Raw genomic sequence first — 15,891 nt, 5'->3', positions numbered from 1 at the left:
TTAACTTAAAACGGAAAGAAATAAGGAATAATAATAGATGCTGCTACCCAAATAATAAGGTTTAAAGGTGTTCCCATTTTTAAAAAATCCGTAAATCTGTAATTACCTGGAGCGTAAACCATTGTATTGGTTGGATAGCTCATTGGTGTCATAAACGTTAAAGAACATGCAAACATAACAGCCACCAAAAATGGCCTTTCACTTATTTGCATCACTTGGGATAAACTAATTACTATCGGAGTCATTAAAGCTGCTGTAGCCTTGCTTGAAATTAAATTTGTTGAAATAAATGTCGCCAAATAAATTAAACTTAACGTAATATTAGCACTATACTGACCAAGCGTTTCCTCAATAAAACTGGCTATTAACTCTGCTCCTCCTGTTTTTTCTAAAGCGGTTCCCATAGACAAGACTCCTGCCATCATAAAAATCACCTTCCATTCTACGGCTTTGTAGGCTTCCAATGGTTTTAAAATTCCTAAAACTACCATTAATAACGCACCAATCATAGCGCTAATTAAAATAGAAGTTAAATTTAACGAGGCTGCTAATACAACACCTATTCCAATTAAAACAGCTGGAATTGCTTTTTTGTAATTGGTTTTCTTTTTCTCATACTCTGAAAGCCCTACAACGAGATTTTGAGATTCTAAATTGTTTATTTCTTCCTTTTGACCTAAAACGAGTAACATGTCGCCCTCTTTCAGTATCACGTGGGTTAACTTATCGTACACCTCATTACCACGTTGCCTAATGGCAATAACCGAAGAATTGTATTGTCTTCTAAAGTTTATACCCTTCAATGTATTATTGGCTAAACTAGAGCCGTAAGGAATAATTACTTCGTAAAGATTAAAACTTTTGTATTCATCTTCGGCCATTTTCATACGTTTATTCCCTTTTATGCTATAGCCAGAATAATCCAATAGCCTATTTAGTGTTGATGGAGGTGCTATAATTTTTAAAATATCTCCTTTCATAATTCTGGTGTCCATTCCAAAATTATGTTTCAATACTCCATTTCTTAAAATAGAAAGTATGTTAACATTAAAGTCTTTTACTAGTTCAGATTTTCCTAAAAATTTATCAATATCACTACAATTATCTTCTACATAAAGCTCGGTAATATATGTTTCGGCTTTTTTGGTAAACTCATCGTTAGACCCTCTATTTTTGGGCAACAATATTGGTCCTAAAATAAACATGTAAATAAACCCAATTGCCAATAGACAAAGTGCTGCTCCACTAAACTCAAACATACCAAACTCCTCTACCCCATATTTTTTTGCATAGCTACTAATTAAAATATTGGTTGAAGTCCCTATTAAGGTGCAAGTCCCTCCAAAAAGAGCTGCGAATGAAATGGGCATTAATAGCCTACTAGGTGCAATTTTAGTTTCCTTGCATACGGTAAGCGCTATAGGCAACAACAAAGCCACAACAGCTGTATCATTGATAAATGCTGAAAACAAGCCTGAAATTGAACAAAATACAATTAAAGCAATACTATAATGAATCTTGGCTAATTTTATAATTCTGTGACTGAGACCATCTAAAATGCCTGAATTAAAAATTCCACCACTCACCACAAAAATACATCCCAAAGTAATGGTTGCAGGATGGTTAAATCCCGAAAACCCCTCCTCTGGGCTCAATACACCTGCCACAATAAACATTGCCATAATTAATATAGATGTTGTGTCTATGGAAAAATAGTCTCTCACAAAGAGAATAACTCCAACTGCGATAATGGCAAACGAGATAATGAGCTCTGCGGTCATTGTAATGGTTTATTAGTTATCAGAACCTTCTTGTTCTTCAGATTTGTAATACACGCGTTTTAAGCTCTTTTTTAAAAGTGTAAATCTATAAACACCAATTACAAAAAAAATAACACTAAATACTAGGGAAAGTATAGCTAAATATTTAAAATTTGGATATTCCTTGAGTTGAAAAAAAGCAATACCTCCTAATAACAAATACAAGGAGGATCTTATGTAAGAAAGCAACGTGCGCTCATTGGCCAAACGTGTACGTTCTATAGCTAGATAATCTCTTAAAATTACTTGCTGATCTGGTTTAAAATCGCGTCCAAATCTCAATAATTTCATTTTTTTGACTTTCAACTTTGATTTTTTTATTTGCTTCATCAGTAATCCATTAATCTTTATATAAATGTAATTATTTTAAAGTCAGTTTGAAAAACTAGCCCATTAAATTGTTAAATATCGCTTAATTAAATAAGCACAATCCTTTTTAGTTTTTATGCTTTTAGTAATTTGCAAACTTTAAAACACATTAATTTAATGCAACTATATCCAATAAATGCTGGCAATTTTAAACTCGATGGTGGAGCCATGTTTGGTGTTGTCCCTAAATCCCTTTGGACAAAGACAAATCCTGCAGATTATAATAACATGATTGATATTGCGGCACGTTGTTTGTTAATTGAAGATGGTAACCGCCTAATTTTAATTGACACTGGCATGGGAAACAAGCAGAGCGATAAATTTTACGGTTATTATTTTCTTTGGGGAGATGACACTATAGACAAATCTCTTGCTGCATACGGCTTTCATAGAGATGATATTACTGATGTCTTTATGACGCATTTGCATTTTGATCATTGTGGAGGGAGCATTCAATGGAATAAGGATAAAACAGGTTATGAGCCCGCTTTTAAAAATGCGCATTTTTGGAGCAATGCTGACCATTGGAAATGGGCTACAGAACCCAATAGAAGAGAAAAAGCATCTTTCTTAAAAGAAAATATTTTACCAATGAAAGAATGTGGGCAACTAAAGTTTACGTCACTTCCTGAAGAACATATTTTAAAAAATTCTGAATTAGGTTTTGACATCTTTTTTGCAAATGGACATACAGACAAACAAATGATTCCTATGATTAATTACAAAGGAAAAACCATTTGCTTTATGGCAGATTTATTACCAACGGCTGGTCACTTGCCATTACCTTTTGTAATGGGCTATGATACAAGGCCTTTATTAACCTTGGATGAAAAAGAATTATTTCTTAACATGGCAGCAGACCGGAATTTTTATTTATTTTTAGAACATGACGCACATAATGAAATTATAACAGTGAAGCACACTGAAAAGGGTGTTAGAATTGATGAAAATTTTACGTGCAAAACTATATTTAACTAAAGCAACAATTTAATGAAATTTAATTACAGATTATTAGCCTGTTTAGGCTTGGTGACAACTCTATTTATGGGTTGTGGAGGAACGGCAGATATTCTTTCTACTCCGGTTGAGAATATTGATACTTCTCCTTTAAAAGTAACGGAACTCACAGAAGATGAAAAGAAAAATTGGGGACACCTAGACCTTGCAAAAGACACCATTCCAGGTATGTCGGTGGACAGAGCTTACGACGAGCTTATTAAGAACAGAAAGGGCACAAAAGTTATTGTAGCTGTAATAGATTCTGGTATTGACATTGACCACGAAGACTTGGATGATGTTATTTGGACAAATAAAGACGAAATTCCAAATAATGGAAAAGATGATGACAATAATGGTTATGTAGATGATATTCATGGTTGGAATTTTCTTGGTGATGCTTATGATGAACAATTAGAATACGTTAGAATTTTAGCAAGTGGCGACACATCGAATCCTGATTATGAAAGAGCTAAATCTACCTACGAGTCGGAATACCAAACTTGGACAGGTAGAAAAACCCAATACGATCAAATTGCTCAAGCAGTTAATAATGCGCATGAAACTTTAGCAAATCATCTTAAAAAAGAAGATTATACTATGGAAGAGGTTAATGCCATTTCATCTGAAGACGAAAGTGTACAACAAGCGGTTCAAATAGCGCAAAATATAAACGCTAACGGCTTAACTTTAGTAGACGCTAAAAAAGAGTTGAAAAGCATTCAGGAACAAGTAAATGAACGCTTAAATTATAACCTTAATAAAGATTTTAAAGGAAGAACCACAAAAGATAATATCAACGATTTATCTGATATTGGTTACGGAAATGGCAATGTTAAACCTGTGAAAAAATCTGAGGCTCACGGTACTCATGTTGCAGGTATTATAGCGGCAGAACGCAATAACGGAAAAGGAGCAAATGGTGTGGCCAACAATGTGGAAATTATGGCTTTAAGAACCGTGCCTAATGGTGATGAATATGATAAGGACGTGGCATTGGCTATCCGTTATGCTGTTGACAATGGAGCAAAGGTAATTAATGGTAGTTTTGGTAAATCATTCTCACCACACAGCCAATGGGTGAGAGATGCTATAAAGTATGCTTCAGATAATGATGTTGTATTTGTACACGCAGCTGGAAATGATAGTAATAATGTAGATATTGAGCCAAACTTTCCGGATGACAACGTTGATTTTGTTGAGGTTTCTAACACATACATTAGAGTTGGATCTTTAACTGAAAAATATGGTTCTAAATTGGTTTCTGGTTTTTCTAACTATGGAAAAAAGAATGTAGATATTTTTGCACCTGGTTCGGGTATTTATTCTACGATGCCAGAAAATGAATATGATTTTAACGGAGGAACATCAATGGCAGCGCCTGGTGTTGCTGGTATTGCGGCTTTAATCCGCTCTCAATACCCAAATCTTTCTGCAGCACAAGTAAAGCAAGTAATCTTAGATTCTGGTTTACCATTAACAACCAAAGTTGTGGTTGGAGGGGATGCATCAAACGTTAAACCATTTGCAGATTTATCTACCTCTGGTAAAATAGCTAATGCTTATAACGCCTTAATAATGGCTTCCAAAATAAAATAAACATGAAGAGATTTCTTTTAGGATTTTCTTGTTTTGCTCTTGCTTTATCTTGTGGAGCAACAGAAGATATAACCCGAAATAATGATAATCCCACAATCAATACTGCAGATCATTATTGGCAACAGCATGTCGACTATGAAATGGAAATTGACATGGATGTTAATACGTTTCAATATAAGGGTAAACAAAAATTGGTATATACCAACAATTCACCAGATGTACTGAATCGCGTATATTATCATCTGTATTTCAATGCTTTTCAGCCAGGAAGCGAAATGGATGTGCGTTCTCGTACTATTGCAGATCCAAGTCCTAAAATTGGTGATCGTATAAGCAAGCTTTTACCGAATGAGATTGGCTATATAAAAGTGAATTCCTTAAAACAAAACGGAACGGCAATTTCTCACGAAACTGTTGGTACCGTTTTAGAAGTAAAACTAGACAAGCCTATTCAACCAGGTGAAAAAGTAACTTTTAATATGGATTTTGATGCTCAGGTTCCTGTTCAAATTCGTCGTTCTGGAAGAAACAACAAAGAAGGTGTAGCGCTATCAATGACGCAGTGGTACCCTAAACTAGCAGAATACGATGATGAAGGTTGGCATGCAGACCCTTACATAGGAAGAGAGTTTCATGGCGTTTGGGGAGATTATGATGTAAAACTAACCATAGACAAAGACTATGTTGTTGGTGGTACGGGCTATGTGCAAAGTGAAACAAAAGCCAAAAAAGGAAAAAAAACAATTCATTTTAAAGCTCCGAAAGTACATGACTTTACTTGGGCCGCAGATCCAGATTTTATTCATGATACATTTGAAATGCCTAATGGTCCAAAGCTTCATTTCTATTATAAAAAAGATTTGGAGCCAAAGTATCTTGAAAACTGGAAAAAACTACAGCCAGATACTGCTAAACTTATGGAATACTTTAGTAATAATATTGGTCAATATCCTTACGAACAATATTCCGTTATTCAAGGAGGAGATGGAGGTATGGAGTATGCAATGTGTACGTTAATTACAGGTCAACGTAGTTATGGAAGCCTATTAGGTGTTACAGCTCATGAAATGGCGCATACTTGGTTTCAGTTTTTATTAGCAACCAATGAAGCTAAACACGAGTGGATGGATGAAGGATTTACAAGTTATATTTCTTCTTTGGCTATGAATGAATTGTCAGAAAAAAAGTCTGATAATCCTCTAGCCGGTTCGTATAGAAATTATTTAGGTTTAGCCAACTCTGGTTATGAGCAACCGCTTACAACTCATGCGGACCGCTATGCCTACAACCAAGTTTATGGTGCTGCTGCTTATAGTAAAGGTGCTGTATTTATTGCGCAATTAGGTTATATTATTGGTGAAGACAACTTAAAGAAAACTATTAAAAAGTACTTTAATGATTTCGCGTTTAAACATCCTAAACCTATGGATATTGTTAGGACAGCTGAGCGTGTTACTGATTTTGAATTAGATTGGTATTTAATAGATTTTGGACAAACCACTAACACCATAGATTACGCTGTAAAATCTATTGAAGGAAAATCCGTAACACTAGAACGTATTGGTTTAATGCCAATGCCTATAGATTTATCTGTAACCTATACAGATGGTACAACAGAAGCCTTCTATATTCCATTACAAATGATGCGAGGTGAAAAACCAACGTCTGCAACCATAATTAATGATTGGGCTTGGGCAATGCCAACTTATTCTTTTGATGCTAAAAAAGCAGTTAAAAGTGTAGAAATAGACCCATCGCAAATGATGGCGGATATAAAACGTGAGAATAATACCTTTACTTTAGAGTAGTATTTATTTAAATATAAACACAAAACCACATCTTAATAGGTGTGGTTTTCTATTTTTGCTTAATTGTAATTAAATTCATGAGCTTCAAATATTCAAAAAAAGATAAATTAAAAAGCAAAAAACTTATTGAGCGTTTGTTTAATGAAGGAAAGGCTGTTAGCGCATACCCTTTGCGGCTTATTTATCTTAAAACTGAATTTGATGACGGCTCAACACTAAAAACAGGTGTTTCTGTAAGTAAACGACTCCATAAAACAGCTGTGGGTAGAAATCGAATAAAACGCTTACTGAGAGAAGCCTATAGGCTAAACAAACCTCTATACTTTAACAATAGTTCTACATCTTATGCGTTTATGATTTTGTATCTTAGTAAGGATGGAACAACTTTTGCTAAAATAAATGACGATATGAAGCAATTGTTTCAAAAATTCTTAGACAAAACCTCAGATAATGAAAAAACTAATACATAAAAAACTAATCATACCTGTTCTGGCTGTTGTTATATTCTTTAGCACCACAGCTTTTAAGAATGATTTTTTTGAAATTGCTAAACAGATAGAAATCTTCACCACATTGTTTAAGGAAATCAACATGAACTATGTTGACGATACCAATCCTGGTGACTTGATGGATACTGCTATTAAAAGTATGTTAGATGATTTAGATCCTTATACACAGTTTTATAACGAACAGGATGTAGAAGCCTCTCGTATAAACAATGCTGGAGATTACACTGGTATAGGTGCTAAGGTACTTACTCTAAAAGATAAATTAGTTATAGTTGAGCCCTATAAAAACTATGCTGCGGACAAGGCTGGCCTAAAAGCAGGTGATGAAATCATAAAAGTAGATAATGTTGTTGTTGCCGATTTTAAAGATGATGCCGCCAACCTACTTCAAGGTGCTGCTGGTACTGAGGTTAATGTTACCTATAAGCGACAAGGAAAAACCAACACCGTAAAAATTACTAGAGAATCCTTAGAAATAAAAGCCGTTCCGCATTATTCTATGGTAGATGATAAAACAGGTTACATAGTATTAAGAAAGTTTAATGAAAAAGCATCTTCTGAAACCCTTGGTGCATTAAGAGCTTTAAAAAATCAAGGAGCGACGCAACTTATCTTAGATTTAAGAGGTAATCCAGGTGGATTGCTAAATGAAGCGGTTAATGTTACAAACATTTTTGTGCCTAAAGATCAGCTGGTGGTTACCACAAAATCTAAGGTTAAAAAATATAATAAAACCTATTACACCAAGCGCGATGCTATAGATACCGAAATTCCTTTAGTGGTACTAATTGATGGAAGTAGTGCTTCTGCCAGCGAAATTGTTTCAGGTGCATTGCAAGATATGGATAGAGCTGTTGTAGTTGGTGCGCGTAGTTTTGGTAAAGGTTTGGTGCAACGTCCAAAATCCTTGACCTATGGTACACAAATGAAGATTACAATTTCTAGATACTATACGCCTTCTGGTCGTTGTATACAGGCTTTAGACTATTGGAATAGAGACGAAAACGGTAAAGCTACACGAGTAAAAAAAGAAAATTATAACGCCTTTAAAACACGTAACGGACGTGATGTTTTTGATGGAGGTGGTGTTCAGCCAGATGTTGAAATTGAACTTTCTAAACAAACACCTATAACTAAGGCTATTTTAAACGAAAACTTAGTTTTTAACTATGCAACACAGTATTATTACGATAATACGGTTGAAGATTTAAGTAACTTTAGATTATCAGATTCAGATTTTAATGATTTTAAATCTTATCTTAGAGAAACAGGATTTAGCTTTGAAACCAAAACCGAAAAAGCTCTGGATGATGCCATAGCTGTTTCAAAAGAAGAAGAGCTTAATGGTGTTATTAATTCAGAAATAAATGCGTTAACGGAAGCTTTACAGACTTACAAAACCAATGCTATAAATGCTAATAAAGCGCAATTAAAGTCGTTATTAACAGATCAAATTATTAAACATTTCTTTTATAGTGAAGGCCTTTACGACTATTATACAGCAAACAATACTGAGATAAAAAAGGCACTAGAAATTCTTAATAATCCAAAGCAATATGCTAGTATTTTGAGATAGAAAATAAAAATTCTCTATATTTAACACTATGTAAATTTTCAATTTTTGAGAAAATTCAACAGAAATGAAATCCCTACTTATAATTATATGCTTTAGTTTTCAGTTTGTTTTGGCTCAAGAAGAGCTTAAACACCAGGTATATTTTGATACTGGTAAATTTGAAATTCCGGAAACCGAAGAAAGCCGACTTCTATTATTCTTATCTGAAATAGAAAATATGGATATTCAAAAAATATCCATCTATGGATTTTGTGATGATAGAGGTAGTGACTCTTATAATTTAGTACTATCACAACAACGTGCCGACGCTATAAAAGAAGTATTTTCTAATAATGAGTTTGATGAATCTGTAATTACCAATGTAGATGGTAAAGGAGAAATTTTACTCAATGTTGTTAATGATAATGATCTTTATAAAATACGAGGTCTAAACCGTAAAGTTGAAATTATTGTACAACCTTATGATCCTCCAAGAGAAAAAACAGTTGTTGAAGCACCAAAGAAAGAAACTACCGAAGATTTATTACGTGGAGAATTAAAAGAAGGAGATAAAATTCAATTAGAAAATATCTTATTCCGTACAGGTTATAGTTACCTAACCAAACAATCTAAAGCAAAATTAGATAATATCGCAAAAATATTAGTAGAACGTACAGATATTTACTTTAATATAGAAGGGCATGTATGCTGTACTCAAGGTTCTCGAGATGCTATAGACCGTAAAACAAAGAAGCGTAATCTATCGTTAGCTAGAGCAAAAACTGTATATGATTATTTGGCAGACAAAGGAGTTAAACGCTATAGAATGAAGTTTGTAGGCCAAAGACGAAAATTTCCGCTTGGTGGAGAACCAGAATTAGATAGGCGTGTAGAAATTGTTGTAACTAGGATTATTAAACCAAAAACTTCTGATTAAGATTTAATCATTGCTATATGCGGAATACCATCTTCAAGGTACTCCTCTCCTACTTCAAAAAAGTCTAAATTATTATAAAAATGCTTCAAATAAGTTTGAGCGGAAATTTTAATTTTGGTTTCGTTATAATGTTGTTTTATAGCTTCTATTGAAGCTTTCATTATATCATAACCATAGTTGTGCTGTCTTTCATTTTCCTTAACCACTACCCTACCAATACTGGCATTTTCAAAATAATCACCTGATTTAAAAACACGTGTATAAGCCACTAACTTTTCGCCTTTATAACCTAAAATGTGTAATGCTTTTTGGTCTTTACCATCAATATCTTGATAAACGCAGTTTTGTTCTACCACAAAAACTTCAGAGCGCAATTGCAGCACATCATAAAGCGCTTTGCTAGTTAATTCATCAAATGTTTTAGTATAGATAGCTAACATTAGTCTTGTACAATTATTTCTTTAGGATCTTCCTTATTAAATTCGGGTTGAATGGTAACATGATTGATATTAAACTCATCATGTAATATAGTTTCAATAGTTAGAAGTAGTTTATTGAATTCTGACGTAGAAATATCTTCTTCCAAATCCAAATGCGCTTCTAAATGCAACTCATCATCACTTAAATTCCAAATGTGTATATGATGTAGTTTACTAACTTTTGGTAGTTTGTTAACAGCTCTTACAACATCTTTAATATTAATATGCTCTGGAGTAAAGAGCATGAGCATTTTAGTTGATGTTTTTAATAAATCATAACCCACCCAAACTAAATACAAAGCAATTAACAAGGTAAGTAAACTATCTACCCAAAAGAGTTGATAGTATTTCATTAATAATCCCCCTATTAACACGGCTACACTTGCTAACATATCTGTTAATAAGTGCAAATAGGCAGAACGCATATTAATGTTATTTTTAGAATCCTTTTTTAATAACAATACACTAAAACCATTAGCTATAATAGCCAACAGAGACAACCATATTACTAAATTAGATTCAATATTTTGTGGATTTTGAAAGCGCTCTATAGCTTCTTTTATTAAAATAACCGCAACTATAATTAAAGTTGAAGCATTAACAAAAGCCGCTAAAATTTCAGCTCTTTTGTAGCCAAAAGTTCTATTGATTGACGCTTTTTGTTTGGATAATTTTGAAGCTACATAACTTACAATTAGTGATAATACATCACTAAAATTATGCAAAGCATCACTTAAAAGAGATAAACTACCAGAAACCAAACCACCAATAACCTGTGCTACAGTAATAACTATATTTAATACTATAGATATTAAAAGCTTAGTACCTTGTAAATCTTTATGATTGTGATTATGAGAATGCGAATGACCCATTTTATACCAATTTTATATTGGTACTAACAAGATAATGGAATTTTATTTACTCTATTTTGATGACGACCTCCTTCAAATTCAGTGTTTAGAAACGTATCAACCATTTTAATTACTTGAGGAATAGAGGTAAAACGAGCCGGAATACAAATAATATTTGCATTATTATGTAAGCGCGTTAACTCTGTAATTTCGTTAGTCCAACACACACCAGCTCTAACATTTTGATATTTATTAGCAGTCATTGCCACACCATTAGCACTACCGCATATAAGTATTCCAAAATCTACTTTATTAACATCAACATCCTTTGCTACTGGATGAACAAAATCTGGATAATCCACACTATCAAAACTATCTGTACCGTAATTAGTTAATGTATAGCCTTTTGATTCTAAATGCTTTACAATAGCAAATTTATAATCTGGTCCTGCATGATCGTTACCTATTGAAATAGTCATTTTTTTTCTTTTTATAGCTGTTACACAAAGCGCAGTTAAATTGCTTTTGTATGACAACAATTATTACCTTATTTTTAAAAGACAAAGTTACAAATAATTAAAGTCGGTTAATAGAAAGACTGATTACTTGTTAATAACTGTTCACAACTCTTTAAAACAAAAATTAGGATTATCTAATTATTTTTTCAAACCAAAATAGCATTTTAAAAACCTAATTTTTTAATCACTTTTTTGGAGTGATGTTATAAACATACTTTTAATTGAAATGAACATTTTTTCATAAAATACATATGAGCTATTACTATTAACATTGCTTATCAACAGTTGTTAATAGCTTTTCTATATAGCTTAAAAATGAAGCTTTTAGATGTAAATTTAATGTTAACTAAACCGTAATAAATTGTAAACTACATTAAATCAAAATAAAAGTTATAAAAGTTATACTACCTATTAACAGACTATAATAAACATTATTTTATTTTTTAAAATTTAAAAGAAAAATGATGATATGTATATATGTGTTGATAAGTACGTTTCTTTTTATTATTAAATCAATAATTGTATATTGTTATATAAATATTTAATTAATTTATGAAAAAATTATTATTCATATTTATTTTAATTCCTTTTTTAGGATTAAGTCAAGTGCAAATTGGTAATGATATTAATGGTGAAAGTGCAGGAGATCAATCAGGTACCTCTGTAAGTACATCTGCAGATGGTAATATTGTAGCAATTGGTTCACCATATAATAATGAAAATGGAGCAAGATCTGGTCAAGTACGTATTTATGAGAACCAAAATGGTAATTGGGTTCAAATAGGTTCGGATATAAATGGACAAAGTTCTGGTGATAATTTTGGTTACTCAGTAAGTCTATCTTCTAATGGTAGTATTGTAGCTATTGGAATGAGAGATAGCAATGCTATTGGTTTTGGTAAAGTGCAAATTTACGAGAACCAAAATGGTAGTTGGATTCAAATAGGATTAGATATAGTTGAAAATTTTTTTAGCTTTGGAGCATCAGTAAGTTTATCCTCTGATGGTAATGTTATTGCAATTGGAACTTTTACTTCCAATGGTTATGTACGTATTTATGAGAACCAGAATGATAATTGGATTCAAATAGGATCAAATATAACCAGAGAAGAATCTAGTGATTATTTTGGTAAAGCTTTAAGTTTATCCTCTAATGGTAATGTTATTGCTATTGGAGCATTCCATAATAGTGGAAATGGAACTAATTCGGGTCATGTTAGAATTTTTGAATATCAAAGTGGTAATTGGATACAATTAGGCTCAGATATAGATGGAGAATCCACAGGTGATGCTTCAGGTTGGTCAGTAAGTTTATCCTCTAATGGTAGTATTATAGCTATTGGAGCCTATCAAAATGATGGTAATGGAAGTCAAGCAGGTCATGTTCGTGTATATGAAAATCAAAATAATAACTGGGTTCAAATCGGTTCAGATATAGATGGTGAAGCTGCAGAAGATTTATCAGGTTCATCAGTAAGTTTATCCTCCGATGGTAGTATTGTGGCGATTGGTGCACCTATAAACGATGATGGTGGAATAAATACAGGTCATGTACGAATTTATCAGAACCAAGCAGGTAATTGGGTTCAAATAGGCACAGATATAGATGGTGATGGCAATTATGATTATTTTGGAAGTTCAATAAGCTTATCTTCGGATGGTACTGTTCTAGCGATTGGTGCATTATATAATGATGGAAATGGAGTCGATTCAGGGCAAGTAAAAGTTTTTGATTTATCAGGTGAATTATCAACAGAAAACCAAACCATTTCAAATTTCAATATCTACCCAAACCCAACAAAAGGCCAATTCACCATTCAATTAGAACATCCATCAGATTTACAGAATGTAAACATATACAATAATCTAGGTCAACTAGTTTTAACTACTAAAGAGAGCGTAATAAATACTTTAAAATTAGCTACAGGATTATATGTTTTAGAACTAGAAACTACAAAAGGAAAAGGCTCTAAAAAGTTGATTATAGAATAAGGAATCAAAGCGTTATGAAATTAAAAGCACTGTAAATTTTACAGTGCTTTTTTATTTATTTAACCTTAACTAAACACTATTAAATTTTAATAACGTAGCTTTGCATAAACTTTTATTCTCGCGAAAGCGGGAATCTCTTCACCAAAACTAAAAGTTTTAATAATAAGATCCCTTTTTCCAAAGGGATAAATATGATTACAAAATTAAATGACAAAAAAGAAAAAAAGGAAATCTAGAAATAATAAGATTTCTAACCTTACAAATACAATTCTAGGTATTTTAAAAAAAGAAAGAAACAAAACTTTTAACTATAAACAAATTGCTGCTAAACTCGGTGTTAATGATGCTAGTAGCCGCAATCAAATTATCAAAAAACTTCAGCAATTAAAGGCTAAGCAAGAAATTGAAGAAGTAGAACGTGGTAAATTTAAAGCTCTTGTAACTACCGAATACCATACAGGTATTTTAGACCTAAGTTCTAAAGGTAATGGATATGTAATTAGTGATGATTTTGAAGAAGATGTATTCATCGCTTCAAACAATATCAATAAAGCCTTAGATGGCGACGAAGTAGAGTTTTATGCCTATAAAAGACGACATAGAGGCAAGCAAGAAGGAGAAATCACTAACATTATAAAACGCGCTAAGAGCGAATATGTTGGTACCATTCAAATTCAGGATAAAAAGAATTTTGCCTTTGTAGTAGCAGATAGTTCAAAAATGTATAAAGATATTTTTGTACCTATCAATAAGATTAATAAAGCTGAAGATGGAGATAAAGTCTTGGTTTCTCTAGAAGATTGGCCAGAAAAAGCAGATTCTCCTTACGGAAAAGTACTTCAGGTTTTAGGAAAACCAGGAGAACATAGCACAGAAATACACTCAATTTTAGCAGAATACGGTTTACCAAGTGAGTTTCCGCATGAAGTTGAAGCTTTTGCAAATCAATTAGACACGTCTATAACAGACCAAGAAATTGCAAAACGTAGAGATATGCGAAAAGATCTAACCTTTACAATAGATCCAAAAGATGCTAAAGATTTTGATGATGCTTTATCGTTTACAGTTTTAGAGAACGGCTTGTACGAAATAGGAATTCATATTGCTGATGTTTCACATTACCTTCAACCAGGAACAATTTTAGATGACGAAGCTTACGAACGTGCTACATCTATTTATTTAGTAGATCGTGTTGTACCAATGTTACCAGAAATTCTATCAAATGGAGCATGTTCATTACGACCACATGAGGAAAAATACACTTTTTCTGCAGTGTTTAAAATGAATGATAAATGCGAAATTAAAGACCAATGGTTTGGTAGAACCGTAACCTATTCTGATGCGCGTTTTGCTTACGAAGAAGCGCAAGCTATTATAGAGTCTAAAACCAATAATATTCCACAAGAAGTTTCTTTAACAGGCAAAGCTTATAACACAGACCAAGCTATAGCAGATGCCATACTCAAAATGGATGAATTAGCTAAAAAGATGCGTTCTAAGCGTATGCGAGAAGGAGCAATTTCTTTTGATAAAGTTGAAGTAAAATTCGATTTAGACGAAGAAGCGAACCCTGTTGGAGTTTTCTTTAAAACCAGTAAAGATGCTAATAAATTGATTGAAGAATTTATGTTATTAGCCAATAGAAAAGTATCTGAGTTTGTGGGTAAAATGAAGCCACAAAAGACATTTGTATATCGTGTACACGATGAACCAGACGAATCTAAATTAGCACAATTACAAACAGTTGTTGGTCGTTTTGGACACAAACTAAACTTTAAGGACAAGGGCAGTATAGCATCGTCACTAAATAATTTATTAAAGGATGTTGTTGGCAAAAAAGAGCAGAATTTAGTAGATACCTTAACCATTCGTACCATGTCTAAAGCTGAGTACACAACGCATAATATTGGACATTACGGCTTAGCTTTTGATTATTACAGTCACTTTACATCACCAATTCGTCGTTATCCAGATGTTATGGCGCATCGCTTGTTACAACAGTATTTAGATGGAGAAAAATCGGCAAATGAAGAGATTTACGAAGAAAAATGCAGACACTCAAGCAATATGGAATATTTAGCGACAAAAGCTGAGCGCGATTCTATAAAGTACATGCAAATTCGTTTTATGCAAGATCATCAAGACGAAGAGTTTGTTGGAGTTATTTCTGGTGTTACGGATTGGGGAATTTATGTTGAAATTATTTCGAATAAATGTGAAGGCATGGTAAGTGTTAGAGATATGAAAGATGATCACTATCAATTTGACCAAGACCAATACGCTATGGTTGGAAAGAATTCAAAAACAATGTATCAACTTGGAGATGAGGTTATTGTAAAAGTGAAAAACACGGATTTAGTAAAAAAACACTTAGATTTTTACTTATTAGGAAAACCAGAAGCTCAAGACTAATACAAGACATTCTGTGTATATCAACTGATTTTGTTTAATCCGTTAT

General features: G+C 32.8%; 13 protein-coding genes. 8 read left to right on the top strand and 5 right to left on the bottom strand.

The window, feature by feature from the left end; all coding sequences use genetic code 11:
* Positions 1 to 5: 5 nt before the first annotated feature.
* The gene (locus tag ACFFGA_RS02770) at positions 6 to 1,781 is read right to left on the bottom strand and encodes a sodium:proton antiporter (RefSeq protein WP_386059321.1); all 1,776 of its coding nucleotides are present in this window, start codon (positions 1,779 to 1,781) and stop codon (positions 6 to 8) included.
* 12 nt (positions 1,782 to 1,793) lie between these two features.
* Positions 1,794 to 2,111, bottom strand: coding sequence for a DUF202 domain-containing protein (locus ACFFGA_RS02765; RefSeq protein WP_386059318.1), 318 nt, complete (start codon positions 2,109 to 2,111; stop codon positions 1,794 to 1,796).
* Between the two features lie 195 nt (positions 2,112 to 2,306).
* On the opposite strand from ACFFGA_RS02765, the gene ACFFGA_RS02760 reads away from it, so the two are divergent.
* The 6 genes from ACFFGA_RS02760 (at position 2,307) to ACFFGA_RS02735 (ending at position 9,593) form a co-directional block, all read left to right on the top strand.
* Positions 2,307 to 3,167, top strand: a complete 861-nt coding sequence (locus ACFFGA_RS02760; protein ID WP_386059315.1) for an MBL fold metallo-hydrolase — start codon at positions 2,307 to 2,309, stop codon at positions 3,165 to 3,167.
* A 12-nt stretch (positions 3,168 to 3,179) separates the two neighbouring features.
* Positions 3,180 to 4,784 carry a S8 family peptidase gene (locus tag ACFFGA_RS02755; RefSeq protein ID WP_386059313.1) on the top strand — a complete coding sequence of 535 codons (1,605 nt, stop codon included), beginning with the start codon at positions 3,180 to 3,182 and terminating at the stop codon, positions 4,782 to 4,784.
* Between the two features lie 2 nt (positions 4,785 to 4,786).
* Positions 4,787 to 6,592 carry a M1 family metallopeptidase gene (locus ACFFGA_RS02750; protein WP_386059310.1) on the top strand — a complete coding sequence of 602 codons (1,806 nt, stop codon included), beginning with the start codon at positions 4,787 to 4,789 and terminating at the stop codon, positions 6,590 to 6,592.
* Positions 6,593 to 6,669: 77 nt separating this feature from the next.
* Positions 6,670 to 7,062 carry a ribonuclease P protein component gene (gene rnpA, locus ACFFGA_RS02745; RefSeq protein WP_386059308.1) on the top strand — a complete coding sequence of 131 codons (393 nt, stop codon included), beginning with the start codon at positions 6,670 to 6,672 and terminating at the stop codon, positions 7,060 to 7,062.
* Entirely contained in the window at positions 7,043 to 8,677 is a 1,635-nt protein-coding gene (locus ACFFGA_RS02740) for a S41 family peptidase (protein WP_386059305.1), read from the top strand. The genes rnpA and ACFFGA_RS02740 overlap by 20 nt, the downstream gene beginning before the upstream one ends.
* 64 nt (positions 8,678 to 8,741) lie before the next feature.
* On the top strand, positions 8,742 to 9,593 hold the full coding sequence (locus ACFFGA_RS02735) for an OmpA family protein (protein WP_386059303.1): 852 nt from the start codon (positions 8,742 to 8,744) through the stop codon (positions 9,591 to 9,593).
* Here ACFFGA_RS02735 and ACFFGA_RS02730 read toward each other — a convergent pair.
* The 3 genes from ACFFGA_RS02730 to ACFFGA_RS02720 are packed head-to-tail and all read right to left on the bottom strand — an operon-like array spanning position 9,590 to position 11,402.
* Positions 9,590 to 10,033, bottom strand: a complete 444-nt coding sequence (locus tag ACFFGA_RS02730; RefSeq protein ID WP_386059301.1) for a GNAT family N-acetyltransferase — start codon at positions 10,031 to 10,033, stop codon at positions 9,590 to 9,592. The two genes, ACFFGA_RS02735 and ACFFGA_RS02730, sit on opposite strands and share 4 nt — an antisense overlap.
* Positions 10,033 to 10,944 (bottom strand): cation diffusion facilitator family transporter, encoded by a 912-nt coding sequence (locus ACFFGA_RS02725; protein WP_386059298.1) that lies wholly within the window; start codon positions 10,942 to 10,944, stop codon positions 10,033 to 10,035. Before ACFFGA_RS02725 ends, ACFFGA_RS02730 begins: the two co-directional genes overlap by 1 nt.
* A gap of 23 nt (positions 10,945 to 10,967) precedes the next feature.
* A complete protein-coding gene (locus ACFFGA_RS02720) occupies positions 10,968 to 11,402 on the bottom strand; it encodes an RpiB/LacA/LacB family sugar-phosphate isomerase (protein WP_386059296.1) in 435 nt (144 codons plus the stop codon).
* A gap of 591 nt (positions 11,403 to 11,993) precedes the next feature.
* Between ACFFGA_RS02720 and ACFFGA_RS02715 the strand changes: the two genes are divergently transcribed.
* Positions 11,994 to 13,433: a T9SS type A sorting domain-containing protein gene (locus ACFFGA_RS02715; protein WP_386059293.1), complete on the top strand. Its 1,440-nt coding sequence runs from the start codon at positions 11,994 to 11,996 to the stop codon at positions 13,431 to 13,433.
* A 207-nt stretch (positions 13,434 to 13,640) separates the two neighbouring features.
* Entirely contained in the window at positions 13,641 to 15,845 is a 2,205-nt protein-coding gene (gene rnr, locus ACFFGA_RS02710) for a ribonuclease R (protein WP_386059290.1), read from the top strand.
* Positions 15,846 to 15,891 lie beyond the last annotated feature (46 nt).

Source organism: Winogradskyella pulchriflava (assembly GCF_042434315.1).
Lineage (GTDB): Bacteria > Bacteroidota > Bacteroidia > Flavobacteriales > Flavobacteriaceae > Winogradskyella > Winogradskyella pulchriflava.
The sequence above is the reverse complement of the archived record's forward strand: the minus strand, read 5'-3'. Positions and strand labels throughout refer to the sequence as shown.

What these genes read in the sequence shown, in the direction of transcription:
- ACFFGA_RS02770 (WP_386059321.1), bottom strand. Translation starts at nt 1,781, where the DNA reads ATGACCGCAGAGCTCATTATCTCGTTTGCCATTATCGCAGTTGGAGTT.
- ACFFGA_RS02765 (WP_386059318.1), bottom strand. Translation starts at nt 2,111, where the DNA reads ATGAAATTATTGAGATTTGGACGCGATTTTAAACCAGATCAGCAAGTA.
- ACFFGA_RS02760 (WP_386059315.1), top strand. Translation starts at nt 2,307, where the DNA reads ATGCAACTATATCCAATAAATGCTGGCAATTTTAAACTCGATGGTGGA.
- ACFFGA_RS02755 (WP_386059313.1), top strand. Translation starts at nt 3,180, where the DNA reads ATGAAATTTAATTACAGATTATTAGCCTGTTTAGGCTTGGTGACAACT.
- ACFFGA_RS02750 (WP_386059310.1), top strand. Translation starts at nt 4,787, where the DNA reads ATGAAGAGATTTCTTTTAGGATTTTCTTGTTTTGCTCTTGCTTTATCT.
- rnpA (WP_386059308.1), top strand. Translation starts at nt 6,670, where the DNA reads ATGAGCTTCAAATATTCAAAAAAAGATAAATTAAAAAGCAAAAAACTT.
- ACFFGA_RS02740 (WP_386059305.1), top strand. Translation starts at nt 7,043, where the DNA reads ATGAAAAAACTAATACATAAAAAACTAATCATACCTGTTCTGGCTGTT.
- ACFFGA_RS02735 (WP_386059303.1), top strand. Translation starts at nt 8,742, where the DNA reads ATGAAATCCCTACTTATAATTATATGCTTTAGTTTTCAGTTTGTTTTG.
- ACFFGA_RS02730 (WP_386059301.1), bottom strand. Translation starts at nt 10,033, where the DNA reads ATGTTAGCTATCTATACTAAAACATTTGATGAATTAACTAGCAAAGCG.
- ACFFGA_RS02725 (WP_386059298.1), bottom strand. Translation starts at nt 10,944, where the DNA reads ATGGGTCATTCGCATTCTCATAATCACAATCATAAAGATTTACAAGGT.
- ACFFGA_RS02720 (WP_386059296.1), bottom strand. Translation starts at nt 11,402, where the DNA reads ATGACTATTTCAATAGGTAACGATCATGCAGGACCAGATTATAAATTT.
- ACFFGA_RS02715 (WP_386059293.1), top strand. Translation starts at nt 11,994, where the DNA reads ATGAAAAAATTATTATTCATATTTATTTTAATTCCTTTTTTAGGATTA.
- rnr (WP_386059290.1), top strand. Translation starts at nt 13,641, where the DNA reads ATGACAAAAAAGAAAAAAAGGAAATCTAGAAATAATAAGATTTCTAAC.